The sequence below is a fragment of the Streptomyces sp. NPDC000878 genome, from assembly GCF_053599695.1.
Genome location: NZ_JBSFMT010000055.1, coordinates 44,811 through 67,390, shown reverse-complemented (window position 1 = coordinate 67,390; position 22,580 = coordinate 44,811). Strand labels below are relative to the sequence as shown.

The following is a 22,580-nucleotide window of genomic DNA, read 5'->3' as shown; positions in this document are numbered from 1 at the left end:
CGGGCGCCTCTTACCGCTGCCCGTACGGCGGCTGCCTCAGCCGCGTTCCGCGAGCAGCCGCTCGATCACGATGGCCACCCCGTCCTCGTTGTTCGGCGCCGTCTGCCCGGAGGCCGCCGCGAGGACGTCGGGGTGTGCGTTGCCCATCGCGTACGACCGGCCCGCCCAGGTGAGCATCTCGACGTCGTTCGGCATGTCCCCGAAGGCGACGACCTCCTCGGCCGAGATGCCCCGCTCCGCGCAGGACAGGGCCAGCGTGCTCGCCTTGGAGACACCGGGGCCGCTGATCTCCAGCAGGGCGCTGGGGCTGGAGCGGGTGACGGTGGCCCGGTCGCCGATCGCCACCCGGGCCGTCGTGAGGAACGCGTCGGGGTCCATCGTGCGGTGGAACGCGAGGATCTTGAGCACCGGCTCACCGTCGCTCGGCCCGCCCGGGGCCAGCAGCTTCTCGGCGCGCGCCCGATTGTCCGGCACCTCCATGTGCAGCTTCGGATACTCCGGCTCCTGGTGGAAGCCGTACGTCTGCTCCACGGCGTACACGGTCCCCGGCGCGGCGTCGCGCAGCAGGCGTACGGCGTCCAGCGCGTTGTCCCTGGCCAGCTCCCGCACCTTCACGAAGCGGTGGGCGCCGGGGCCGCCGTGCAGGTCGACCACGGCGGCGCCGTTGCCGCAGATCGCCAGACCGTGGCCGTGGACGTGCTCGCTGACGACGTCCATCCAGCGGGCCGGGCGGCCCGTGACGAAGAAGACCTCGACGCCCGCGGCCTCGGCGGCGGCAAGGGCAGCGACCGTGCGCGGGGAGACCGACTTGTCGTCACGCAGCAGTGTGCCGTCGAGGTCGGTGGCGATCAGCCGGATCGGGACGGTGGCGGCGGGGGTCTCGGGCTCTCGGGTCGCTGAGGTCACCCGGCCATTCTCGCGTATGGGCGCGCACGCCCGTGCGGGAGTCCGCACAGGTGAGTGACCGCCCGGACCGGCGCCGGGTCAGCCCAGCTGCGCCAAGGCCTCCGTGGCGATGCGCTCGAAGACCCCCTCGTCGGCCGCGAAGTCGGAGTCGGGGATGGGCCAGTGGATCACGAGCTCGGTGAACCCCAGCTCCTGGTGCCGGCCCGCGAAGTCGACGAACGCGTCCACGGACTCCAGCGGGCGCCCCCGGTCCGGCGTGAACCCGGTCAGCAGGATCCTGTCGAGCCCGCTCACGTCCCGGCCGATCGCGGCGCACGCGTCGGCCAGCTTCTCGGTCTGCCCGCGCAGCGCCTGGAACGACTGCTCGGGCGTCCCGCTCTCGAACAGTCGAGGGTCGCCGGTGGTCACCCAGGCCTGCCCGTGCCGTGCGGCGAGGTCCAGCCCGCGCGGACCGGTGGCGGCCACCGCGAAGGGCAGCCGGGGGCGCTGCACACAGCCCGGGATGTTGCGCACCTCGTGCGCCGAGTAGTAGTCGCCCTGGTACGAGACGCCGTCCTTGCCGTCCTCGGTCAGCAGCTTGTCGAGCAGCGCGACGAACTCGCCGAACCGGTCGGCACGCTCCCGGGGTGTCCACGGGTCCTGGCCCAGCGCGGTGGCGTCGAAGCCGGTGCCGCCCGCGCCGATACCGAGGGTGATCCGGCCGTTCGACACGTCGTCGAGGGAGATCAGGTCCTTGGCCAGCGTCACCGGGTGCCGGAAGTTCGGCGAGGTCACCAGGGTGCCCAGGCGCACCCGGTCGGTGACAGCGGCGGCGGCCGTGAGCGTGGGCACGGCACCGAACCAGGGGCCGTCCCGGAAGGTGCGCCAGGAGAGGTGGTCGTAGGTGAACGCGGTGTGGAAACCGAGCTGCTCCGCACGCTGCCAGGCCGAACGGCCGCCCTCGTGCCAACGGCGGTACGGCAGGATCACAGTGCTCAGACGCAGACTCTTGCTCATGGATCAGAGCCTAGGCGCCGTTCGTGTTTCACGTGAAACAGTCACCGAGCACCCACTCAGTGGTCACCGAACGTGTCAGTGCGGGCCGGAGAACCGCAGGTAGCGCGGCGGTACAGCCTCCGTGAGCCATACGCCGTTCGCGCTGACGTGGAAGGCGTGGCCGTCGCGGTGCATGGCTGCCGAGTCCACCGAGAGCACGACGGGCCGGCCTCTGCGGGCGCCGACCCGGGTCGCGGTCTCGCGGTCGGGCGAGAGGTGCACGGCGTGCCGGTTCATGGGCCGCAGGCCCTCGGCGCGGATCGCGGCCAGGAAGCGGTCCACCGTGCCGTGGTAGAGGTACGCCGGCGGGGTCGCCGGGGGCAGCCCGAGGTCGACCTCGATGCTGTGGCCCTGGCTGGCGCGGATCCGGGTGCCGTCGACCGCGAAGCGCTTCTTGTCGTTGGCGGCGACCACGTGGTCCAGTTCGTCCCGCGTGAACCGGAAGTTGTGGGCGGCGGCAGCCGCGATCAGCGTGTCGATCTCGACCCAGCCGGCCTCGTCGAGCGTGAGCCCGATCCGCTCCGGCTGGTGCCGCAGATGCTTGGACAGGTACTTCGACACCTTCACGGTGCGTCTTTCATCCATCTCGTTCTTGGTCGTCCTGCTTTCGTTCATCTCGCAAGGGTGTCGGGTGAGACCGTGATCACGCATTTGATTTTGGGTCGGAGGTTTGATCCACAGCCAAGTGCAGTTATCCACAGGGGAATTGGAGAAACTGTGGACAACGGGTACGCCGTCACAGCGGCGGGTTCACCCGCGCCAGCGCCCTCAACGCCCCCGGCAGGAAACGGGACATGAGATGTGCGCCCCGCGCTTCCGGCGTCACCGGTGCGACCACCTCGTTGCGGACCACCGCGCGCAGGATCGCCGAAGCGACCTTCTCCGGCGGGTAGTTGCGCAGCCCGTACAGCCGTGCCGTCCGCTTCTGGCGGCGGGCCTGCTCCTCGGCGTCGACTCCCGTGAAGCGCGCGGTCGTTGTGATGTTGGTGTTGACGAAGCCGGGGCAGATCGCCGAGACACCGATGCCCTGTCCCGCCAGCTCCGCGCGCAGACACTCGCTGAGCATCAGCACCGCGGCCTTCGACGTGCTGTACGCGGGCAGTGCCTTGGAGGGCTGGTACGCGGCGGCCGACGCGATGTTCACGATGTGGCCGCCCTGCCCGCGCTCGGCCATCTGCTTCCCGATGAGCCGGCAGCCGTGGATCACACCCCACAAGTTGACGTCCAGGACCTTCTTCCAGTCCTCCGGGGTCGTGTCGAAGAAGGACCCGGAGAGCCCGATCCCCGCGTTGTTCACCAGCACGTCCACGACGCCGTACTCGGTGGCGACCTTCTCGGCGAGCTTCTCCATCGCCTGTTGGTCCGTGACGTCGACGATCTCCGCCCAGGCCTCGGGGGCGCCGACCAGACGGGCCAACTCGGCCGTGCGGGCGGCACCTTCGGCGTCCCGGTCGACGGCCACCACGCGGGCTCCCGCCTCGGCGAACGCGAACGCCGTGGCCCGTCCGATGCCGCTGCCCGCCCCGGTGACCAGGACCAGCTGTCCGCCGAAACGCTGCGCGTACTTGCCCGTTGCCGTCTCCGGGAGCCGTCCGCCCTCGTTGGCGGTCACGAACTCCCCGATCCAGGCAGCCACTTGGTCGGGTCGGGTGCGCGGGATCCAGTGCCTGGCGTCGAGTGTGCGGCGCACCAGCCGGGGCGCCCACCGCTCCAGTCCGTCGTACAGCCGCTCGGAGAGAAACGCGTCCCCCAGGGGCGTGATGAGCTGCACGGGCGCGTGTGCGTACGCGTCCTCGCGCGGCCTGCTCAGCCGGGACCGTACGTTGTCCCGGTACAGCCAGGCGCCGTTGGCCGCGTCAGAAGGCAGGGATGCCGTCGGGTAGCCGTCGGCGGAGACCTTCTCGACGCGGGCCAGCATCTTCGGCCAGCGTTTGCCGAGGGGGCCGCGCCAGGCGAGTTCGGGCAGTACGGGCGTGTGCAGCGCGTACACGTACCAGGACTTGCCGCCCTGGCCCAGGAGTTGGGCGACCGCGCGCGGGGTGGGCCGCTTCAGGCGCTCCTTCGTCCAGTGGCCCAGGTGGTCCAGGGACGGCCCGGACATCGACGTGAAGGACGCGATCCGGCCCTCGGTACGCGCGACGGTGACGAACTCCCAGGACTGCACCGAACCCCAGTCGTGCCCCACCAGATGCACCGGCCGGTCCGGGCTCACCGCGTCCGCGACCGCCAGGAAGTCGTCGGTCAGTTTCTCCAGGGTGAAGCCGCCGCGCAGCGGACGCGGTGCCGTGGAACGGCCGTGGCCCCGCACGTCGTACAGCACGACATGGAAGCGGTCGGCGAGGCGCGCGGCGACCTCGGACCACACCTCCTTGGTGTCCGGATAGCCGTGTACAAGGATCACCGTGGGGTCCGCCGGGTCGCCCAACTCGGCGACGCACAGCTCGATTCCGCCCGTCCGCACCCGGCGCTCACGCGCCCCGTCGAGAGTCACTCGTTCTCCGTCCCAAGGGTCACGACCGTCACTTCGCCTCCGCCCAGCGCCGCCCATGCGGCAGATCGTCGTCCAGCCAGAACGCGCTCTCCTCCGGGTCGCCGGAGTCCGTGACGACCAGGATCTCCTCGAACTTCGCGCCCGTACCCCGGAATCCGAGATGCGGCTCGACCGCCCACAGGCCCGGCTGCGGCGGATGGTCCGAGAAGCGGTACGGCGACCACAGGGGCGACCAGCCCTCGCGGTGGCCCCGCAGCGCGTCGCCGGCGAGCCCCTTGAGGGACTGCGTTCCGAACCCGAACAGCCTGGGTGACCAGGGCCGTTCCTTCACCCGGTCGACCTTGTGCGCGATCACCCCGAAGGGATACGCGCGATGCCGGTTGGCGTAGCCCTGGCGGACCATGAGGCGGTCCACGTCCTCGTAGATCTCGCGCAGCGGGCGCCGCTCGCGCACCTCGCGCAGGATCAGCTCGCGGTGTGCCTCCAGATCGGCCATCAGCCGGTCCTGCACCGGGCTGATCCCGAGCGAGCTCGAGTAGCCGATGTCCGCCGCGAAACCCTGGTGCACCGGGGCCAGGTCCAGGATGAACGGCATCCCGGGCTCCAGCCGGCGGCCGGTCGGGAAGAACTGGAGCGGGACGCGGAAGTTCACGAACGCCGTGCGGTCCCCGAACCAGGCGAAGGGCAGATGGAACCAGTCCCGCACTCCCCGCTCACGCAGCCACTCCCGCTGCATCCGGGCCGCCTCGCGCTCGGTGATCCCCGGTTCAAGCCGTGCCGCGACGGCCTCCGCGCACTCGTACGCCAGCCGCTGCACCCGCCTGAACCCGGCCAGTTCCGCGGCGAGTTCACCCGCCTCCGCCGTCGCCATCGCCCGCCGTCACCGTCCCCATCGACCGCGCTACGCACCCGTAACTTGACCTTGCGAATCTGGCACTTGTTAGAGCCGGCGTCAACAGTCGAACGCCTGTCTGTGGACAACCGGGTCCGATCTTCCGATGACCGCCCCGGCGATGTGGAAACCCAGGGGCCGGTTGTTCGACCTCAGGGGGACCCTTACGGGCCCGTACGACTGGAGGTGGATGCCGAGACAGCTCTCCGGGTTGACGACCGGTGTGGTGTGCGCCACTACCGTCGACGACGTGACTGTGATCGCGACCGAAAGCCTGAGCAAGCGGTTCCCCCGGGTGACCGCGCTCGACCGGCTCTCCATGGACATCGGACCCGGTGTGACCGGACTCGTCGGCGCCAATGGCGCCGGCAAGTCCACCCTGATCAAGATCCTGCTGGGTCTGTCTCCCGCCACGGAGGGCCGGGCCACCGTGCTCGGCCTCGACGTCGCCACCGAAGGCGGCGCCATCCGTGAGCGCGTCGGCTACATGCCCGAGCACGACTGCCTGCCGCCCGACGTCTCGGCCACCGAGTTCGTCGTGCACATGGCGCGCATGTCCGGGCTCCCGCCGGCCGCCGCACGGGAGCGCACCGCGGACACCCTGCGCCATGTCGGCCTGTACGAGGAGCGCTACCGCCCCATCGGCGGCTACTCGACCGGCATGAAGCAGCGCGTGAAGCTCGCCCAAGCCCTGGTCCACGACCCGCAGCTGGTCTTCCTGGACGAGCCGACCAACGGCCTCGACCCGGTCGGCCGCGACGAGATGCTCGGTCTGATCCGCCGGATCCACACCGACTTCGGCATCTCGGTCCTGGTCACCTCCCACCTCCTCGGCGAGCTGGAGCGGACCTGTGACCACGTGGTGGTCGTTGACGGCGGCAAGCTTCTGCGCTCCAGCTCCACCACGGACTTCACCCAGAACACGGCCGTCCTCGCCATCGAGGTGACCGACACCGACGACCACCCGGACGGCACCCGCGCGGTGCGCGACGCGCTCCACGCGCGCGGGGTGGACACCCACGACGGCAGCGGCCTGCCCGGCGCCGGACACATCCTGCTGCTCACCGCCCAGGGTGAGGACACCTACGACCTCGTCCGGGACACCGTCGCCGACCTCGGACTCGGCCTGGTGCGCATGGAACAGCGCAGGCACCACATCTCCGAGGTCTTCACCGACAGCGACGCCCAGCAGGTCGACGAACAGCAGAGCGTGAGTGCAGGAAAGGAGGCGGTCGGCCATGGCGGTTGAGCAGACCCCGGCACAGGCGGGCGCCCAGTCCCGCATCCACAACATCGGCTACCGCTCGTACGACGGCCAGCGCCTGGGCCGCGCCTACGCCCGCCGCTCCCTCTACTCGCAGTCCCTGCGCGGCGCCTACGGCCTCGGCCGCTCGGTCAAGTCCAAGGTGCTGCCCATGGTGCTCTTCGCCGTGATGTGCGCCCCGGCGGCCATCATGGTGGCGGTCACGGTCGCCACCACGGCCAAGGAACTGCCCGTCGAGTACACGAACTACGCGATCGTCATGCAGGCGGTCATCGGCCTGTACGTCGCCTCGCAGGCACCCCAGGCCGTCTCCCGCGACCTGCGCTTCAAGACCGTACCGCTGTACTTCTCGCGCCCGATCGAGACCGCCGACTACGTCCGCGCGAAGTTCGCGGCGCTGGCCTCGGCCCTGTTCCTCATCACCGCGGTGCCGCTGGTCGTGCTCTACGTGGGCGCCCTGCTGGCCAAGCTCGACTTCACCGACCAGACCAAGGGATTCCTCCAGGGGCTCGTCTCCGTGGCACTGCTCTCGCTGCTCTTCGCCGGTATCGGCCTCGTCATCTCGGCGGTCACCCCGCGCCGCGGCTTCGGCATCGCGGCCGTCATCGCCGTACTGACCATCTCCTACGGGGCGGTGTCCACGCTCCAGGCCATCGCCGACGCACAGGGCAGCAGCGGTGCCGTCCCCTGGATCGGCCTCTTCTCGCCCATCACGCTCGTCGACGGGGTGCAGACGGCCTTCCTGGGCGCGACGTCCGCCTACCCCGGAGGGGTAGGCCCCAGCACCGGCGAAGGTGTGATCTTCCTCCTCGCCGTCCTGGGCCTGATCGCCGGCTGCTACGGCCTTCTGATGCGCCGCTACCGAAAGGTCGGACTGTGACCACGCTCAACATCGACCACGTCTCGCGCTGGTTCGGCAACGTGGTGGCGGTCAACGACATCACCATGACGATCGGCCCCGGCGTCACCGGCCTCCTCGGCCCCAACGGCGCCGGAAAGTCCACCCTCATCAACATGATGGGCGGCTTCCTCGCCCCCTCCACCGGCACCGTCACCCTCGACGGACAGCCCGTGTGGCGCAACGAGCAGATCTACAAGCACATCGGCATCGTCCCCGAGCGCGAGGCGATGTACGACTTCCTCACAGGCCGCGAGTTCGTCGTCGCCAACGCCGAACTGCACGGACTGGGCGCCAAGGCGGCCGGCCGGGCCCTCGCCACGGTCGAGATGGAGTACGCGCAGGACCGCAAGATCTCGACGTACTCCAAGGGCATGCGCCAGCGCGTGAAGATGGCCAGCGCACTCGTCCACGACCCGTCGCTCCTCCTGCTCGACGAGCCCTTCAACGGCATGGACCCGCGCCAGCGCATGCAGCTCATGGACCTGCTGCGCCGCATGGGCGCCGAGGGCCGCACGGTCCTGTTCTCCTCGCACATCCTCGAAGAGGTCGAGCAACTGGCCTCCCACATCGAGGTCGTCGTCGCCGGACGGCACGCGGCCAGCGGCGACTTCCGCCGTATCCGCCGTCTGATGACCGACCGTCCGCACCGCTACCTCGTACGCTCCAGCGACGACCGGGCCCTCGCCGCCGCGCTGATCGCCGACCCGTCGACCTCCGGCATCGAGGTGGACCTCGCGGAGGGCGCCCTGCGCATCCAGGCTGTCGACTTCGGCCGCTTCACCGCCCTGCTGCCCCGCGTCGCCCGGGACCACGGCATCCGGCTGCTCACGGTCTCGCCGTCCGACGAGTCCCTCGAATCCGTGTTCTCGTATCTCGTCGCCGCGTAGGAGGCCGAAAATGTACGACCCCACAGTCGCCCGGCTCACCTACCGGGCCCTGCTCGGCCGCCGCCGGGCCCTCATCCTCGGCGCGCTGCCCCTGCTGCTGATCATCATCGCCGTCGCCGTACGCGGTCTCGTCGGCGCCGACGACCAGACGGCGGCGGACGTCCTGGGCGGACTCGCGCTCGCCACGATGGTGCCGATCATCGGCGTCATCGCGGGCACCGGCGCGATCGGCCCGGAGATCGACGACGGCTCCGTCGTCTATCTGCTCTCCAAGCCGCTGAAGCGGCCCACGATCATCTACACCAAGCTGATCGTCGCCATCGGCGTCACCATGGCGTTCTCGGCGGTGCCCACCTTCATCGCCGGCCTGATCCTCAACGGCAACGGCCAGCAGGTCGCCGTCGCCTACACGGTCGCGGCGCTCGTCGCCTCCATCGCCTACGCGGCGCTCTTCCTGCTGCTCGGCACGGTCTCCCGGCACGCGGTGGTCTTCGGCCTCGTCTACGCCCTGGTCTGGGAGGCCCTGTTCGGCTCCCTGGTGCCCGGGGCGCGCACGCTGAGCGTCCAGCAGTGGGCCCTTGCCGTCGGCCACAAGGTCACGGACGGCGACCTGGTCACCTCGGACGTCAGCCTGACCACGGCAACGGTCCTGCTGATCGTGGTCACCGCCCTCGCCACCTGGTACGCCGGCCAGAAGCTGCGCACCCTGACGCCGACCGGCGACGAATAGGACGGCCCCGGGCGCGCGTCGGTCTTGACAGGGACTTCACGCGTGTCCGGGCACACTGGACAAACGGGGCCGCAGGGCGAGGAGGACGGGGATGGCAGGGAAGGCAGTACGGGGCGGGAACCAGGGCCAGGAGCGGGGACAGGGGCCCGGCGACGGACCGGCAGGGTCCGGGGACGACTGGGACGCGTTGGTCCTGGACGACGACTTCATACGCTCCGCGGACACCGCCGAACCGTCCGCCCGCGCCCGGATGCTGGCGGCGCGGTGGCGGAAGGAAGCACCCGAGCCGCAGCCCTGGCGGTCGGACGAACCCCCGGCCGGCTGGTTCTTCAGCAAGTCACGTCGCCGCAGGTGGCGCCGGAAGTAACAAGGCCTGCTCGCCCCGGAACTCGCTCACCAGTTTTATTCGGTGGCGCCCGACCCGGCGTGAAGGCACAGTAGTTGTGTCCAGTACGTCGGATCTGTCCAAGTCGTAGATCCGGTGTCTGGAGACGGGTACTGGGAGCGGAGCCTCGCGACGCCGATGCACGGCTGTCCGCGCGGCTTCCTTCAGGGCAGCCCGCGGCGGGCTCCGGAGCAGTCACTACCTCCGGGGGGCCGCTCAGCTGGGGGCGCTGCCCGGGGCGGCCACTTCGAGCGCGCGAGTCACTCGCGCGGGCCGCCCTCCCAGGCCCCCCCCGCACACAAGCCCTCCCAGGCCCCCAACTCGCAGCCCCCACAGGGGGACTACGCCAGCAACCGCTCCAGCACCACCGCGATGCCGTCCTCGTCGTTCGACGACGTCACCTCGTCGGCCACCGCGCGCAGTCCGGCGTGGGCGTTGGCCATCGCCACCCCGTGTGCCGCCCAGGCGAACATCGGGATGTCGTTGGGCATGTCACCGAAGGCGATCGTGTCCGCGGACTTCAGGCCGAGGCGACGGGCCGCCAGGGACAGCCCCTTCGCCTTGGACAGGCCCAGGGGGAGGAGTTCGACTATCCCCTCGCCCGCCATGGTGACCGTGACGAAACCGCCCGCGGTCCGGGTGGCGACCTCGGTCAGCTGGTCGGTGGACAGGGTCGGATGCTGGATGTAGATCTTGCCCAGCGGCTCGGCCCACAGGTCCGACGGGTCCTTGAGCGGAACGAAGGGCAGCGCGCCCACGCCCGAGTAGCCCGCCCCGACCAGCACCTCACCGTCGAGGCCCGCCCGGCTTGCCGCCAGGAACAGCGGCCCGGTCTCCGCCTCGATCTTCGCCAGCGCGAGCGAGGCCAGCTGCCGGTCCAGGGTGATCGACGTCAGCAGCCGATGCGCCCCGGCGTCGTACACCTGTGCGCCCTGGCCGCAGACCGCGAGTCCCTCGTACCCGAGTCCGTCGAGGATGTGCCGCGTCCAGCGCACCCCGCGGCCGGTGACGACGATGTGCGCGGCCCCCCGCGCGGTGGCCGCGGCGAGTGCCTCACGGGTGCGCGCCGAGACCGACTCGTCGGAGCGCAGGAGCGTTCCGTCGAGGTCGGTCGCGACGAGCGGGTAGGGGAACGACCCGGCGGCGGCGGTCACTTGGCGATCGGCTCCAGCAGCTCCCGACCACCCAGGTACGGGCGCAGCACCTCGGGCACACGCACCGAGCCGTCGGCCAGCTGGTGGTTCTCCAGGATCGCCACGATCGTGCGCGGTACGGCGCACAGCGTGCCGTTGAGCGTCGCGAGCGGCTGGACCTTCTTGCCGTCACGCATGCGCACGGACAGGCGCCGGGCCTGGAAGCCGTCGCAGTTGGAGGCCGAGGTCAGCTCGCGGTACTTGCCCTGGGTCGGGATCCAGGCCTCGCAGTCGAACTTGCGTGAGGCGGACGCGCCGAGGTCGCCCGAGGCCACGTCGATGACCTGGAAGGGCAGTTCGAGGCCGGTCAGCCACTGCTTCTCCCAGTCCAGGAGGCGCCGGTGCTCGTTCTCCGCGTCCGCCGGGTCGACGTACGAGAACATCTCGACCTTGTCGAACTGGTGCACGCGGAAGATGCCTCGGGTGTCCTTGCCGTAGGTGCCGGCCTCGCGGCGGAAGCACGGCGAGAAGCCGGCGTAGCGCAGCGGGAGCTTGTCGGCGTCGAGGATCTCGTCCATGTGGTACGCGGCGAGCGGGACCTCGGAGGTGCCGACCAGGTAGTAGTCGTCCTTCTCCAGGTGGTACACGTTCTCCGCGGCCTGGCCGAGGAAGCCGGTGCCCTCCATCGCGCGCGGGCGGACCAGCGCCGGGGTCAGCATCGGGATGAAGCCGGCCTCGGTGGCCTGCGCGATCGCCGCGTTGACCAGGGCCAGCTCCAGGAGCGCGCCGACGCCGGTCAGGTAGTAGAAGCGCGAGCCGGACACCTTGGCGCCGCGCTCGACGTCGATGGCGCCCAGCGCCTCGCCCAGTTCCAGGTGGTCCTTGGGCTCGAAGCCCTCGGCGCCGAAGTCGCGGATCGTGCCGTGCGTCTCCAGGACGACGAAGTCCTCCTCGCCGCCGACCGGGACGTCCGGGTGGACCAGGTTGCCGAGCTGGACGAGAAGCTGCTTGGTCTCCTCGTCGGCCTCGTGCTGCTCGGCGTCGGCCGCCTTGACGCCGGCGGCGAGCTGTCCGGCCTTCGCCAGCAGCTCGGCCTTCTCGTCGCCGGAGGCCCTGGGGATCAGCTTGCCGAGCGCCTTCTGCTCGGAACGCAGCTCGTCGAAGCGGACGCCGGACGCCCTGCGCCGCTCGTCGGCGGACAGGAGAGCGTCGACGAGCGCGACGTCCTCTCCACGGGCGCGCTGCGAAGCGCGCACACGGTCGGGGTCCTCACGAAGCAGGCGAAGGTCAATCACCCTCCAAGGCTACCGGTGCGGGGTTGGCGCTCACGACTCGGTATTTCCATACACCCCTTGTATTGCCATTTGACCGAAATGTCGATCACGTCAAGGAGAATGGGAACTGACCCCGGAAGGGTTTGGGAAGGTCCCGCCGGTTGACTCGAATCCCTTGCGGAGAACGGGACTTGGGGTGTGGTGGGGCGCGGTAATCCACACCCTCGAAAAGTTATCCACAGGCTGTGCGAAAGATCTGTGGATGACGGAAGTGATCGTTTCCGAAGGTGTCCGCCAGATGGCCAATTCCCGAAGCAAACCACCCTCACGCCCACTTTCGGGTGGAAATGAGTAACCCCGGGGAGTTACGCCAGGGAAACGAGTGGACGAAGGGTGGCATGCCGGGCTGTGGACGAGTCGACGGTCCGTAGGCCGATTTGTCGACAGAGTGGCACTCCGTTGTCGACTTGTCCCCAGGTCGAGAAGCTGGCCTGTGGATAACTTCTGTGGATAACGGAAATCGGCTGGTAGGACTGGCCCCAGCACCGGCAGGGCCGGTTAGAAGCGGCCGTCCTGGCAGCGGGCCACCCAGTCGGAGGCCGTCACGAAATCCTCGTCGGACGTCCCCGGCAGCGGAGCGCGGACGTCCTCGACGCCGATGTCCGCACGCGGGTACGAACCCAGGTACCGCACCTTGAGACACGTCCGCCTGAGTCCCATCAGGGCCTCGGCGACCTTCCGGTCGGAAATGTGGCCCTCGGCGTCAATCGCGAAGCAGTAGTTGCCGATGCCCTGCCCGGTCGGCCGGGACTGGAGCAGCATCAGGTTGACGCCCCGCACCGCGAACTCGGCCAGCAGATCGCGCAGTCCGCCGGGGTGGTCGTCGCGCTGCCAGATGACGACGGACGTCTTGTCCGCGCCGGTCGGCGCGGCGGGCCGGGCGGGCCTGCCGACCAGGACGAACCGGGTCTGTGCGTTCTCCGCGTCGTGGATGCCGGTCTCCAGGGCCTCCAGCCCGTAGCGGGCGGCGGCGAACTCACCCGCGAAGGCGGCGTCGAACCGGCCCTCCTGCACCAGCCGGGCGCCGTCCGCGTTGGAGGCGGACGACTCCCAGACGACGTCCGGGAGGTTGATCTTCATCCAGTTGCGGATCTGCGACTGTGCGGCCGGATGGGCGGTGACGGTCTTGATCTCCGACAGCTTGGTGCCCGGCCTGACCAGCAGCGCGAAGGTGATCGACAGCAGCACCTCGCGGTAGATCATCAGCGGGGAGCCCGCGACCAGTTCGTCGAGCGTGGTGGTGATACCGCCCTCGACCGAGTTCTCGATCGGCACGAACGCGGCCTCGACCTCACCGCTGCGCACCGCGTCGAGCGTGGCCGGCACGGACACCATCGGGATCAGCGCTCGGGTGGCCGTCTCCGGAAGCGTGCGCAGGGCAACCTCGGTGAAGGTGCCCTCGGGGCCGAGATACGCGTAGCTGGCTGGCATGACCTCACCCTAATGGGCCTTGTGGAGCCCCCGCGCACGCTTCCCGCCCTCACAGCACCCAAGGGGTGACAGGGCCCATCAAGCCCGCTGCGGACCCGGGCGTCACCCCTCCAGCAGCCGCTGCCCCACGTACTCCCCCTCGCCCGCCCCGCCCGGCACCGCGAACAGCGCGCTCGACTCGTGGCGGATGAACTTGGAGAGCGCGTCGCCCCGGTCGAGCTTGCGCTGGACGGTGACGAAGCCGCGCAGCGGGTCGGCCTGCCAGCAGACGAAGAGGAGCCCCGCGTCGGGCGTACCGTCCGCGCCGATCCCGTCGTGGAAGGAGAACGGACGCCGCAGCATGGCCGCGCCCCCGTTCTCGTCGGGGCGGGTGATCCGGGCGTGGGCGTTGATGGGGACGACGAGATTGCCCTGGGCGTCGACCTTCTCCAGGTCCATCGCGGTCGTCTCGGTACCGCCGCTGAGCGGCGCTCCGTTCGACTTCTTCCGCCCGACGACGTCCTCCTGCTCCTTGACCGACAGCTGCTCCCAGTCGTCGAGCAGCATGCGGATCCGGCGTACGACGGCATAGGAGCCGTTGGCCATCCAGGACGGTTCGCCGGTGGCGGGCACGAAGATGCGTTTGTCGAAGTCGGCTTCGGACGGCTTGGGGTTGCGGGTGCCGTCGAGCTGGCCCATCAGGTTGCGGGCGGTCATGGGCTGCGCGGTGGCGCCCGGCGACCGGTTGAAGCCGTTCATCTGCCAGCGGACGCGGGCCGCGCTGCCCGCGTCCTTCTGGATCGCGCGCAGGGCGTGGAAGGCGACCAGGGCGTCGTTGGCGCCGATCTGCACCCACAGATCGCCGTTGCTGCGGGCCTTGTCGAGGTGGTCGGAGGAGAACTCTGGCAGCGGGTCCAGCGCGACCGGGCGCTGCTTCTCCAGGCCGGTGCGGGCGAAGAAGCCGTACCCGAAGCCGAAGGTGACCGTCAGGGACGACGGGCCGGCGTCGCGGGCGACATCCGTGTCGTCGTGCGCGGCGGCCTCGCCCGCCATGAGCCGCTGCGCGGTGTCCGACCAGCGGCGCAGCAGTGCGGCGGCCTCGGTGCGGCCCGCGCCCGCCGTCAGGTCGAAGGCGACGAGGTGGCCGCGCGCCTGGAGGCTCTCGGTGATGCCCGGCTGATGTTTCACGTGAAACTTTGCCATGTCCGTGCCCACCGAAGTGAGCGGGAGGGACTGGCCGGAGGAGCCGGAGGAATCGGATCCGGAGTCGGCGGAGGAGCCGACCGCGTAGCCGGTGGCCCCGCCCGCCGCTCCGAGCACGAGCCCGGTGGCACCGGCGGTACCGAGCAGCCGCCGGCGCGAGATGCCCGGCTCGCCGTTCTCCTCGACGCCCCCGGCGCCCCCGGCACTTCCGGGGACGCTTTCCTTGTCGTTTTCCTTGGTGGACTGGTCAGACATGGTGCGGTTCAGCCGATCTGCGCGTTCTTGGTGACGGTCACTTGGTCGATGTCGGAGGTCCGCACCGTCACGGCGATCTTCCAGGTGCCGGCCATGGGGATCTGGACCTCGTTCGCCGCCCAGTGGCCGGTGGCGACGCGGTCCGGGTTCACGGGCAGCGGCCCGATGTCCTGGGCGGTGAGGGTGAAGGCGACCTTCACCTCGGGCACGTCGAACGCCCGGCCGTTGGGCCGCTCCACGTACACGTGCATGACGTTGCCGCCGACGCGGGCGGGGTTGATGTCGAGCCGGACGAGGCCCTTGCCGTCCTGGCCGCCGGTGTCGAAGGCCATGTCGAGGGTCAGCGCGCCGGTCCCGACCGAGGAGTCCGACGAAGAGGACGACGACGAGGACGCTGCCGCGGCGGCGGACTTGGCCTCCTCCTCCGTACGGCCCGGTTCGGTGGACGTCAGCACGGTGGTGACGGCGAGCAGGACGACGGCGATGCCCGCCTCGGCCAGCACCGAGCGGCGCAGCCCCGTGCGCAGGGGGTCGGCGTCGCGCAGCCGCTTCACGCGCGCGGTGTCGACGGCCGCCTGCTGCCGGGCGAGCTGGGCGGCGCGCTTGGCGTCCCCGCCCTTGACGGCTCCGGCGGCGACCGGCTCCTTCTCGGCGTTGGCCGGCTCGTCCTCCGTACGTTCCGCCGCCACGACGTCGGCGGTCTCCGGCAGCTGGGTGGTCCAGCGGCGCGAGATGTAGGCGAGGCCGACGAGGACGATCACCAGGCCGACCTTGACGAGCAGCAGCTGCCCGTACGAGGTGCCGGTGAGCGCCGACCAGGAGCCGACCTGGCGCCACGACTGGTAGATGCCGGTCGCGACCAGCGCCAGCACGCTGCCGAAGGCGAGGCGGGAGAAGCGCCGCACGGCCGAGCCCTCGATCGGGGCGTCCGCGGGTGCCCGGAACAGGGCGACCAGGAGTGCGGAGAGCCCGCCGAGCCAGAGGGCGACGGCCACCAGGTGGACCACGTCGACCGGCATCGCGATGCCCGCCTGGAGCCCGGTCGAAGCGTGTTCGGCGAGCGCCCAGGTGGCGGCGAGGCCGATCGCCACGACACCGCCGCCGATGGCGAGCCCGAAGGTGAGGTCGCGCTTCGCGGTGGCGTCGTACGCCGCGTCCTCGTCGTCCGAGGTGTCGTCCTCGTACTCCTCTGAATGCTTCTCTTCCGAATGCTCCTCCTCCGGTCGGGCGTACGCCCCGAAGAGGACCGCGATGAAGAGCGCGCCGGCCGCGAGCAGCAGCAGGCGGGAGACGAGGGCGGCGCCCGTCTTGGTCTGGAGGACGTCGCCGAGGAGGCCGAGGTCGAAGATGTCGCCGACCTTGCCGGAGCCCGTGTACGAGCCGCGCATCAGCAGCAGCGCGAGCGTGGCCGCGGTCATCGCGAGCCACCCGGCGGCGACGAGCCGCTGAAGGGCGCGCACGCCGGCGCCGCGCTGCCAGCAGGCGAGGACGAAGGCGGCGCCGCCGACCATGACGATGAAGCCCGCGTACGAGACGTACCGGCCGAAGCCGTAGAGAGCGCCGACGACTCCGCCGCCCGCCGACTCGTCGGAGACCTTGACGGAGGTGACGGAGGGGGCGCCGATGGAGAAGGTGTAGGCGCCTGCGACGGGGTGGCTGTCCGCCGAGACGACCTGGTAGGCGACGGTGAACGTGCCGTCGGGCAGCCCGGAGTGGAGCGGGACGCCGTAGGTCGTGCCGCTGATCTCGGCCGCCTTGCCGGTGTCGACGCGCTTGCCCTTGGGGTCGAGCACGCGGATCGAGCCGTCGGACAGCGCGACCTTCTCGGAGAAGGTCAGCGTCACCTGGTCCGGCGCCTTGTCGACCACGATTCCCTGCGACGGTGAGCTGCCGGTCAGCGCGGCGTGCGCGGAGGCCGGCGCGGCGCCGGCCAGCCCGGCGAGCAGCGCGCCGGCGACCACGAGGAACAGCAGCACCAGGGGCCGTACGCGGGGGGCGATGGTCTGTGTCACGGTGATCCCTCCCTCGGTCTCAGTGTCCGGTCTTCGGGTTGTACGTCGCGGACTTCACCGGCATCTCGACGGTGATCGGCGAGGTTTTGGCAAAGTACAGCTGGACGGAGACCTTCTGGCCCTCCAGCGGCTTGCGCTTGAGCTGCTCGAACATCAGATGGTCGCCGCCGCTCTGGAGGACTAGTTCGCCGTGGGCCGGGATGTCGAGGCTCTTGGCCTCCGCCATGGTCTGCCCGACGGTCTTGTGCACGGTGACCTCGCCCGCGACCTCGCTGGTGACGCGGGTGAGTACGTCACCGGCGGCGCCCTTGTTGGTGATGACGAGGAATCCGGCGGCCATGGTGTCCGAGACGGGCTGGGGCATGTAGGCGGAGCCGACGGACAGGCCACTGCCGCCGTCGTCGTCGGACCCGGAGTCCGAACTCCCGCACGCGGTGAGGGCGAGCGCCCCCGCGAGCACCGCGGCCGTCACCAGGGGGAGGCGCCTCACGGGTTCTGCCCCTTGATGATCTTCGGGAGGTCCTTGGTGTAGTCGTCGACGGTGGCGTCCTCGCCGTACAGGACATAGCCGCCGTCGGTCTTCGGGGAGAACGCGATGACCTGGGTGCCGTGCATCGAGATCGTCTTGCCGTTCTTGTCCTTCGACGTCGGCTCGATGGAGATGCCGAGGGTGCGGGCGCCGGCCTGGATGGTGGCGAAGTCGCCGGTCAGGCCGACCACCTGGGGGTCGATGCCCTTGAGCCACTTGCCGAGCGCGGCCGGGGTGTCCCGCTTCGGGTCGGTGGTGACGAAGACGATACGGAGCTTGTCCTGGTCGGCCTTGGACAGCTGCTTCTTGGCGACGGCGATGTTGCTCATCGTCAGCGGGCAGACGTCGGGGCAGTTGGTGTAGCCGAAGTAGATGAGCGTGGGCCGGCCCTTGGTCTCCGCGCGGAAGTCGTACGGCTTGCCCTGGGTGTCCGTGAGGACGAGGTCGGGCTTCTCGAACGGCTGGTCGAGGACCGTGGCCGCCTTGTCCGAGCCGGACTCGACGGAGACGTCGGCGACGGACTGGTCGGAGTCGTCGCCGCTGCCGCAGGCGGAGAGGGTCAGGGTGGCCGCGACCAGCAGGGCGGAGGCGGCGAACAGCTTCTTGCGCATAAGGAGAGTTCCCGAAGGTGTTGTTCGTGGGAGGTTCGGTGCGCCGGTGGGTGAGGCGGGTGGAGCGGGTGGGGGCGTACAGGACAACCGCACGCCCCCGGCGCGCACCGGAGGGTGAGCGGGTGTCAGACGGTGGTGCGGCGACGGCCGGCCAGCACGCCGAACGCCACGCCCGCGACACCGACGACGATGCCCACGGCGGCCATCACGCGCGCGGTGGTGTCGCTGCTGTCGGCGGGCTCGGCGGCGGTGGTCGTGGTCTTCGCGGCGGGCTCCGCGGAGGCCGCCGCCTCGGTCTCCTCCGTGGACGAGGAGCCGCCGTGGTGGTCCTCGGTGGCGGCCGACAGGGCCAGCACCGGAGCGGGGTTGTCGGGCTCCTCGGCGCCGTCCTCCTGGACCTCGATCCAGCGGACGACCTCCTTGTTGGAGTACGTCTGGAGCGCCTTGAAGACGAGTTCGTCGGTGTCCTCGGGCAGCTGGCCGATGGAGAGCGGGAACTTCTGGAAGAAGCCGGGCTCGACGCCCTTGCCGGTGGCGGTCCAGGTGACCTTGGAGACGGCCTCGGAGATCTTCTCGCCGTGCAGCTCGACGGGGGTGCTCAGCTTGGACGTGGTGACCTTGGCGGTCCAGCCGGGGATCGGCTCCGGCATCACCGAGGCGAGCGGGTGGTCGGTCGGGAAGCTGACCTCGAGCTTGGTGGTCGAGGCGTCGTCGCGCTCGTTCGGCACCTTGAAGTTGACGGTCGCGTAGCCGCCCTTGGCGGCGGTGCCCTCGGCGGACACGCTGACGTGCGCGAAGGCGGGGCCGGACAGGACGAGGACGGTGGCGCCGGCGAGGGCACCGGCGGCGGCGATACGGGAAACCTTCATGACGGAAGGCGCTCCACTTCGGTGAGGTCCGAGGGCCCGGAGAGATCCGAGAGTTCGGAAGGCTCAGACAGGGCTCGGAGAGGGTTCGGAGAGCAAGAGGGACGCGCGTGCGGAGCGGAACGGTGCACACGCGCATGTGCCGCACGACGGCGGCCTCCTCGAACCCCCGGACCCTCGGATCCGAAGACCCTGGGACCCGACGGGGAGCGGTCGCGTCGTGTCAGGCGGCGAGCACGAGAGCGTCGGCCGGCGGACCGCGCCGGATCACCGTGTGCTGGAGCGCGGTCGCGGGCGGCCTCAGAGGTACGAGGGTGCACGCGCGCGGGACCCGCGGTGCCGTACCGGGCGTACCCGGAAGGCCCGTACGGAGTGCGCGTGCCAGCGCGAGCGCCCCGCGCAGGGAACGTACGAGCGCCCCCTCGGCCACCCCGTGCGCCGACAGCCGCATCAGCCGCAGCAGCGCCAGGTCCCCGCGCCGCAGTACCCAGCCGGTGGCGACGGCCGCGAGCAGATGGCCGAGCAGCATGGGCAGCGACGGGAGTACGGAGGTGAGGGACCCGGCGGAGGCGAGGCCGCCCGCCGAGTGGCCCATGGACGCCATGTCCGTACCGGCACCCATCCCGGTACTGCCCACCCCCGTACTGCCAGTGCCCGCACCGCCCGTGCTGATCCGCGCGTCGGCGAGGATCCGCTGGGCCTGGGCCGGGCTGATCGCGGCGAGCGGCGCACCGCACAGCAGGCGGGCGGCCCGGGCGACCAGGGCGGTGTCCGTCGCGGCGGCCGTCGAGGCCGAAGCAGCCGCCGACGTGGCGGTGTGCTGCCCGAGCCCGAACAGGGTGTGCAGGACGGTCTGCCCGACGGCCAGCAGGGCGACGATGCCCGGCAGCGAGCGGGTCCGTCCGGCGAGCGGTGCCGCGCACGCCAGGACCCCGAGGAAACCGGCGCCCAGGGTCCACAGCGGAACGGAGGCGCAGGAGGCGAAGGTGTGCCCGGCACCGGCCAGCACGACACAGACCGCGGCGAACACCGCGGCCCTCAGCATCCGGAGTGCGCTTCCGGAGGGCGCTGTGCGCCGTCGGCGGGCAGTCATGGCGGGCTCATCATCGCACTGGCCCCACGGTGCCCATACGGCAGGTCCACAAGGTGGCGTACGGCCGGGTAGAGCCCCGTACAACCGGGTACAAGCGGAAGACGACTTCTGCTAATCAACGCCCCACATACACCGATTGCAGCCCGCAGTGCATCCCCCGTATGGGCGGCATCACGTCAACTGCGTGCTTACACACCGGCACTCGCGGCAATACGTACAGGTATGTCGAGCCGCGGCCTGGAGGCTGGAGCATGAGCATCTGGTGGTCACTCCATCTGCGGCGCGAGGCTGCGAGCGTTCCGCTCGCCAGACGCCTGCTGCTGGGCACCATGGAGACGGCGGGCGTCGACCCGGACATCTCCTACGACCTCTCCCTCGCGCTGAGCGAGGCCTGTGCGAACGCCGTCGAGCACGCCGGGGACAGCGTGCACGGCGACTCCCGCGGGGCCTATCGCGTCACCGCGTACCTCGACGGCGAGAAGTGCCGCATCGAGGTCGCCGACTCGGGACCCGGCTTCCCGGCGGACTCGGGGGACCGAGGGGCCCACGCTGTCCCGGAGGCCCCGCGCCGCCCGGTACCCGTCGCCGCCGTCCCGTACGACGCGGAGCACGGCCGGGGCCTGTCGCTGATCGAGGAACTCGCCGACCACGTCACCATCGGCAACAAGCCGGGCCGGGGCGGTGCGGTGGTCAGCTTCGACAAGATCCTCAAGTGGCGCAAGGACGCACCGCTGATGGCGGTGTGACACCCGGTCACTTCAGCTTTCTCACGCTTCACAGGCGACTCTCAGCCCGCACACACGTCCCTGACGGACGACGTCCCTAATTTCCTGATCATGACGGGAAACCACAAGGACACAACGATCACCCGGCGCCGCGCTCTCGCGGTGACCGGAGGCACGGTCGCCGCCGGCGGACTCGCGGTCGCGGGCTACCAGACGGCCTTCGCGGACGAGGCGACGACCACGGCGACGGCGGATGCCACCGCGTCCGCCACGGCGAGCGAGAGCACCGGCACCTGCGTCCTCATGTCCAGCGTGACGGAGGGGCCGTACTACCTCGACAACGCCCTGGTCAGAAAAGACATCACCGAAGGCAAATCCGGCGTCCCGCTGACCCTGCGCATCACCGTCCAGGACACCACCGAGTCCTGCGCCCCGGTGGCCGGCGCGGCCGTGGAGATCTGGCACTGCGACGCCTGGGGTTACTACTCCGGCTACACCACCGCCAACCCCGGCGGCTCGGCCCCCGCCGAGAGCGAGGACGGCTCCACCGCCAACGACAACACCTACCTGCGCGGCTACCAGGTCGCCAACGCCAACGGGGTCGTCAAGTTCGAGACGATCTTCCCCGGCTGGTACACCCCGCGCACCTGCCACATCCACGTCAAGGTGCACACCGGCGGCGCGAAGGAGGACGGCACCTACGAGGGCGGCAAGGTCAACTACACCGGCCAGTTCTTCTTCCCGGACGACGCGGCCGAGGCGATCTTCGCCCTGGAGCCCTACTCCCAGCACAGCGGCAGCTACACCACCCTCGACAACGACATGGTGTACGACGGCGGCGGCACCTCCAGCGGTCTGCTCACCCTGAAGCCGGTCCACAAGAAGGACGTCTCCAAGGGCTACAAGGGCTTCATCAGCCTGGGCATCGACCCGGACGCCGAGAACACCGGCGCGGGCGGCGGCGGTGGCGGCGGTACGCCCCCGAGCGGCGAGCCCCCGACGGACGCTCCGACCGAAAGTGCCTCACCGTCCGCCACGGCCTCCTCGTAAGGTACGGCCATGAGCAGCCGTGAGGACGAGGCGCTGGCGCTGGCCGCCGTGGACGCGCTGACCGGGCAGCTGGCCCTGGCTCCCAAGCCGGGCCTGCCCGACCCGCGTGATCTCGACGCCCGTGTGACGCGCAAGGACCAACTTGCCCTGCGCTGGTCGGCCAAGGCGCTCGCGCCCGGCCTCGCGGCGATGGCCGCGGCGGCCCGCCGCACCGGCGAACCGACCCCCGCGCTCCGTACGGAGCTGGGCGCGATCGGCCGGTCCACCGAGCACTCGGTGGAACTCGCCGGCGGCGGTCACCGGGGCGCCCTGTGGGCGCTCGGCCTGCTGGTCGCGGCAGCCGCCCTGAACCCCAGGGCCAAGGCACTCGACGTCGCCGCAGCCGCCAAGCGCATCGCCTCCCACCCCGACAAGCGCGCCCCGCGCAGACCCTCCCGGGGCTCCTCGGTGTCGGCGAAGTACGGTGCGGCCGGCGCCCGGGGCGAGGCGAGGGCCGGATTCCCGCACGTAAAGCGGGCGTTGGACGCCCTCGCCACCTCCCGCTCGAACGGCGCGACGGAGGCGGAGGCCCGCCTGGACGCCCTCCTGACCGTCATGTCGACGCTCCAGGACACCGAACTGCTGTACACAGCGGGCCCCCACGGCCTACGCCACGTCCAGGCAGGCGCCCGAGAAATCCTGGAAGCAGGCGGCACATCGACGGAGGCGGGCACCAAGGCCCTGACCACCTTCGACACCGACCTCCACACCCGAGCCTGGAGCCCAAGAGGCAGCGCGGGCCTGTTCGCAGGCGCCCTGTTCCTGGACTCCCTACCGGCTATCCCCTAGGGGCGCGGGGCTGTATCTATTTGCGGCTACCGCCGCGCGG

At 70.7% G+C, this 22,580-nt stretch carries 22 protein-coding genes; 8 read left to right on the top strand and 14 right to left on the bottom strand.

Annotated elements, in window-relative coordinates:
- Nucleotides 1–36: 36 nt before the first annotated feature.
- The 5 genes from ACWDR4_RS35405 to ACWDR4_RS35385 all read right to left on the bottom strand — a co-directional run bounded on the left by ACWDR4_RS35405 (nucleotide 37) and on the right by ACWDR4_RS35385 (nucleotide 5,303).
- Entirely contained in the window at nucleotides 37–906 is an 870-nt protein-coding gene (locus tag ACWDR4_RS35405) for a Cof-type HAD-IIB family hydrolase (protein ID WP_450414526.1), read from the bottom strand.
- A gap of 78 nt (nucleotides 907–984) precedes the next feature.
- Nucleotides 985–1,902, bottom strand: a complete 918-nt coding sequence (locus ACWDR4_RS35400; protein WP_450414525.1) for an LLM class flavin-dependent oxidoreductase — start codon at nucleotides 1,900–1,902, stop codon at nucleotides 985–987.
- A gap of 75 nt (nucleotides 1,903–1,977) precedes the next feature.
- Nucleotides 1,978–2,526 carry an RNA 2'-phosphotransferase gene (locus tag ACWDR4_RS35395; RefSeq protein WP_450414538.1) on the bottom strand — a complete coding sequence of 183 codons (549 nt, stop codon included), beginning with the start codon at nucleotides 2,524–2,526 and terminating at the stop codon, nucleotides 1,978–1,980.
- A 151-nt stretch (nucleotides 2,527–2,677) separates the two neighbouring features.
- Nucleotides 2,678–4,432, bottom strand: a complete 1,755-nt coding sequence (locus ACWDR4_RS35390) for an SDR family oxidoreductase (RefSeq protein ID WP_450414523.1) — start codon at nucleotides 4,430–4,432, stop codon at nucleotides 2,678–2,680.
- Nucleotides 4,433–4,460: 28 nt separating this feature from the next.
- Nucleotides 4,461–5,303, bottom strand: coding sequence for a M24 family metallopeptidase (locus tag ACWDR4_RS35385; RefSeq protein WP_450414522.1), 843 nt, complete (start codon nucleotides 5,301–5,303; stop codon nucleotides 4,461–4,463).
- A gap of 211 nt (nucleotides 5,304–5,514) precedes the next feature.
- Here ACWDR4_RS35385 and ACWDR4_RS35380 point away from each other — a divergent pair, with 211 nt between their 5' ends.
- The 5 genes from ACWDR4_RS35380 (at nucleotide 5,515) to ACWDR4_RS35360 (ending at nucleotide 9,473) form a co-directional block, all read left to right on the top strand.
- Nucleotides 5,515–6,573: an ABC transporter ATP-binding protein gene (locus tag ACWDR4_RS35380; RefSeq protein WP_450414520.1), complete on the top strand. Its 1,059-nt coding sequence runs from the start codon at nucleotides 5,515–5,517 to the stop codon at nucleotides 6,571–6,573.
- Entirely contained in the window at nucleotides 6,563–7,468 is a 906-nt protein-coding gene (locus ACWDR4_RS35375; RefSeq protein WP_389349189.1) for an ABC transporter permease, read from the top strand. Before ACWDR4_RS35380 ends, ACWDR4_RS35375 begins: the two co-directional genes overlap by 11 nt.
- On the top strand, nucleotides 7,465–8,376 hold the full coding sequence (locus tag ACWDR4_RS35370; RefSeq protein ID WP_450414518.1) for an ABC transporter ATP-binding protein: 912 nt from the start codon (nucleotides 7,465–7,467) through the stop codon (nucleotides 8,374–8,376). Before ACWDR4_RS35375 ends, ACWDR4_RS35370 begins: the two co-directional genes overlap by 4 nt.
- Nucleotides 8,377–8,386: 10 nt before the next feature.
- Entirely contained in the window at nucleotides 8,387–9,106 is a 720-nt protein-coding gene (locus ACWDR4_RS35365) for an ABC transporter permease subunit (RefSeq protein ID WP_450414516.1), read from the top strand.
- Nucleotides 9,107–9,197: 91 nt separating this feature from the next.
- Nucleotides 9,198–9,473 carry an SGM_3592 family protein gene (locus tag ACWDR4_RS35360; RefSeq protein WP_450414514.1) on the top strand — a complete coding sequence of 92 codons (276 nt, stop codon included), beginning with the start codon at nucleotides 9,198–9,200 and terminating at the stop codon, nucleotides 9,471–9,473.
- Nucleotides 9,474–9,832: 359 nt separating this feature from the next.
- Here the strand turns inward: ACWDR4_RS35360 and ACWDR4_RS35355 are convergent, their stop codons facing one another.
- From ACWDR4_RS35355 to ACWDR4_RS35315, 9 genes are all read right to left on the bottom strand, one after another.
- Nucleotides 9,833–10,645 carry an HAD family hydrolase gene (locus ACWDR4_RS35355; RefSeq protein ID WP_450414512.1) on the bottom strand — a complete coding sequence of 271 codons (813 nt, stop codon included), beginning with the start codon at nucleotides 10,643–10,645 and terminating at the stop codon, nucleotides 9,833–9,835.
- Nucleotides 10,642–11,919, bottom strand: a complete 1,278-nt coding sequence (gene serS, locus ACWDR4_RS35350; RefSeq protein ID WP_450414510.1) for a serine--tRNA ligase — start codon at nucleotides 11,917–11,919, stop codon at nucleotides 10,642–10,644. The genes ACWDR4_RS35355 and serS overlap by 4 nt, the downstream gene beginning before the upstream one ends.
- A gap of 537 nt (nucleotides 11,920–12,456) precedes the next feature.
- Nucleotides 12,457–13,389 (bottom strand): prephenate dehydratase, encoded by a 933-nt coding sequence (pheA, locus tag ACWDR4_RS35345; protein WP_450414509.1) that lies wholly within the window; start codon nucleotides 13,387–13,389, stop codon nucleotides 12,457–12,459.
- A 102-nt stretch (nucleotides 13,390–13,491) separates the two neighbouring features.
- On the bottom strand, nucleotides 13,492–14,826 hold the full coding sequence (gene efeB / locus ACWDR4_RS35340; protein WP_450414507.1) for an iron uptake transporter deferrochelatase/peroxidase subunit: 1,335 nt from the start codon (nucleotides 14,824–14,826) through the stop codon (nucleotides 13,492–13,494).
- Nucleotides 14,827–14,834: 8 nt separating this feature from the next.
- Complete coding sequence (locus tag ACWDR4_RS35335) at nucleotides 14,835–16,838, bottom strand: copper resistance CopC/CopD family protein (RefSeq protein ID WP_450414505.1); 2,004 nt, start codon at nucleotides 16,836–16,838, stop codon at nucleotides 14,835–14,837.
- Nucleotides 16,839–16,857: 19 nt separating this feature from the next.
- Nucleotides 16,858–17,328 (bottom strand): copper chaperone PCu(A)C, encoded by a 471-nt coding sequence (locus ACWDR4_RS35330; RefSeq protein ID WP_450414503.1) that lies wholly within the window; start codon nucleotides 17,326–17,328, stop codon nucleotides 16,858–16,860.
- Entirely contained in the window at nucleotides 17,325–17,978 is a 654-nt protein-coding gene (locus ACWDR4_RS35325; protein ID WP_450414501.1) for an SCO family protein, read from the bottom strand. The genes ACWDR4_RS35330 and ACWDR4_RS35325 overlap by 4 nt, the downstream gene beginning before the upstream one ends.
- 125 nt (nucleotides 17,979–18,103) lie before the next feature.
- Nucleotides 18,104–18,847 (bottom strand): YcnI family copper-binding membrane protein, encoded by a 744-nt coding sequence (locus tag ACWDR4_RS35320; RefSeq protein ID WP_450414500.1) that lies wholly within the window; start codon nucleotides 18,845–18,847, stop codon nucleotides 18,104–18,106.
- A gap of 220 nt (nucleotides 18,848–19,067) precedes the next feature.
- Nucleotides 19,068–19,937: a hypothetical protein gene (locus tag ACWDR4_RS35315; RefSeq protein ID WP_450414498.1), complete on the bottom strand. Its 870-nt coding sequence runs from the start codon at nucleotides 19,935–19,937 to the stop codon at nucleotides 19,068–19,070.
- Nucleotides 19,938–20,188: 251 nt separating this feature from the next.
- On the opposite strand from ACWDR4_RS35315, the gene ACWDR4_RS35310 reads away from it, so the two are divergent.
- From ACWDR4_RS35310 to ACWDR4_RS35300, 3 genes are all read left to right on the top strand, one after another.
- Nucleotides 20,189–20,683 (top strand): ATP-binding protein, encoded by a 495-nt coding sequence (locus tag ACWDR4_RS35310; RefSeq protein ID WP_450414497.1) that lies wholly within the window; start codon nucleotides 20,189–20,191, stop codon nucleotides 20,681–20,683.
- Nucleotides 20,684–20,773: 90 nt separating this feature from the next.
- A complete protein-coding gene (locus ACWDR4_RS35305) occupies nucleotides 20,774–21,712 on the top strand; it encodes an intradiol ring-cleavage dioxygenase (protein ID WP_450414496.1) in 939 nt (312 codons plus the stop codon).
- 9 nt (nucleotides 21,713–21,721) lie between these two features.
- Nucleotides 21,722–22,540, top strand: a complete 819-nt coding sequence (locus tag ACWDR4_RS35300) for a triphosphoribosyl-dephospho-CoA synthase (protein WP_450414494.1) — start codon at nucleotides 21,722–21,724, stop codon at nucleotides 22,538–22,540.
- Nucleotides 22,541–22,580: the final 40 nt, after the last annotated feature.

Bases quoted from the DNA above. Each gene is read 5' to 3' on its own strand.
- ACWDR4_RS35400 (WP_450414525.1), bottom strand. From the start codon at position 1,902: ATGAGCAAGAGTCTGCGTCTGAGCACTGTGATCCTGCCGTACCGCCGT.
- ACWDR4_RS35395 (WP_450414538.1), bottom strand. From the start codon at position 2,526: ATGGATGAAAGACGCACCGTGAAGGTGTCGAAGTACCTGTCCAAGCAT.
- ACWDR4_RS35385 (WP_450414522.1), bottom strand. From the start codon at position 5,303: ATGGCGACGGCGGAGGCGGGTGAACTCGCCGCGGAACTGGCCGGGTTC.
- ACWDR4_RS35380 (WP_450414520.1), top strand. From the start codon at position 5,515: ATGCCGAGACAGCTCTCCGGGTTGACGACCGGTGTGGTGTGCGCCACT.
- ACWDR4_RS35375 (WP_389349189.1), top strand. From the start codon at position 6,563: ATGGCGGTTGAGCAGACCCCGGCACAGGCGGGCGCCCAGTCCCGCATC.
- ACWDR4_RS35365 (WP_450414516.1), top strand. From the start codon at position 8,387: ATGTACGACCCCACAGTCGCCCGGCTCACCTACCGGGCCCTGCTCGGC.
- ACWDR4_RS35360 (WP_450414514.1), top strand. From the start codon at position 9,198: ATGGCAGGGAAGGCAGTACGGGGCGGGAACCAGGGCCAGGAGCGGGGA.
- pheA (WP_450414509.1), bottom strand. From the start codon at position 13,389: ATGCCAGCCAGCTACGCGTATCTCGGCCCCGAGGGCACCTTCACCGAG.
- efeB (WP_450414507.1), bottom strand. From the start codon at position 14,826: ATGTCTGACCAGTCCACCAAGGAAAACGACAAGGAAAGCGTCCCCGGA.
- ACWDR4_RS35325 (WP_450414501.1), bottom strand. From the start codon at position 17,978: ATGCGCAAGAAGCTGTTCGCCGCCTCCGCCCTGCTGGTCGCGGCCACC.
- ACWDR4_RS35320 (WP_450414500.1), bottom strand. From the start codon at position 18,847: ATGAAGGTTTCCCGTATCGCCGCCGCCGGTGCCCTCGCCGGCGCCACC.
- ACWDR4_RS35315 (WP_450414498.1), bottom strand. From the start codon at position 19,937: ATGACTGCCCGCCGACGGCGCACAGCGCCCTCCGGAAGCGCACTCCGG.
- ACWDR4_RS35310 (WP_450414497.1), top strand. From the start codon at position 20,189: ATGAGCATCTGGTGGTCACTCCATCTGCGGCGCGAGGCTGCGAGCGTT.
- ACWDR4_RS35305 (WP_450414496.1), top strand. From the start codon at position 20,774: ATGACGGGAAACCACAAGGACACAACGATCACCCGGCGCCGCGCTCTC.
- ACWDR4_RS35300 (WP_450414494.1), top strand. From the start codon at position 21,722: ATGAGCAGCCGTGAGGACGAGGCGCTGGCGCTGGCCGCCGTGGACGCG.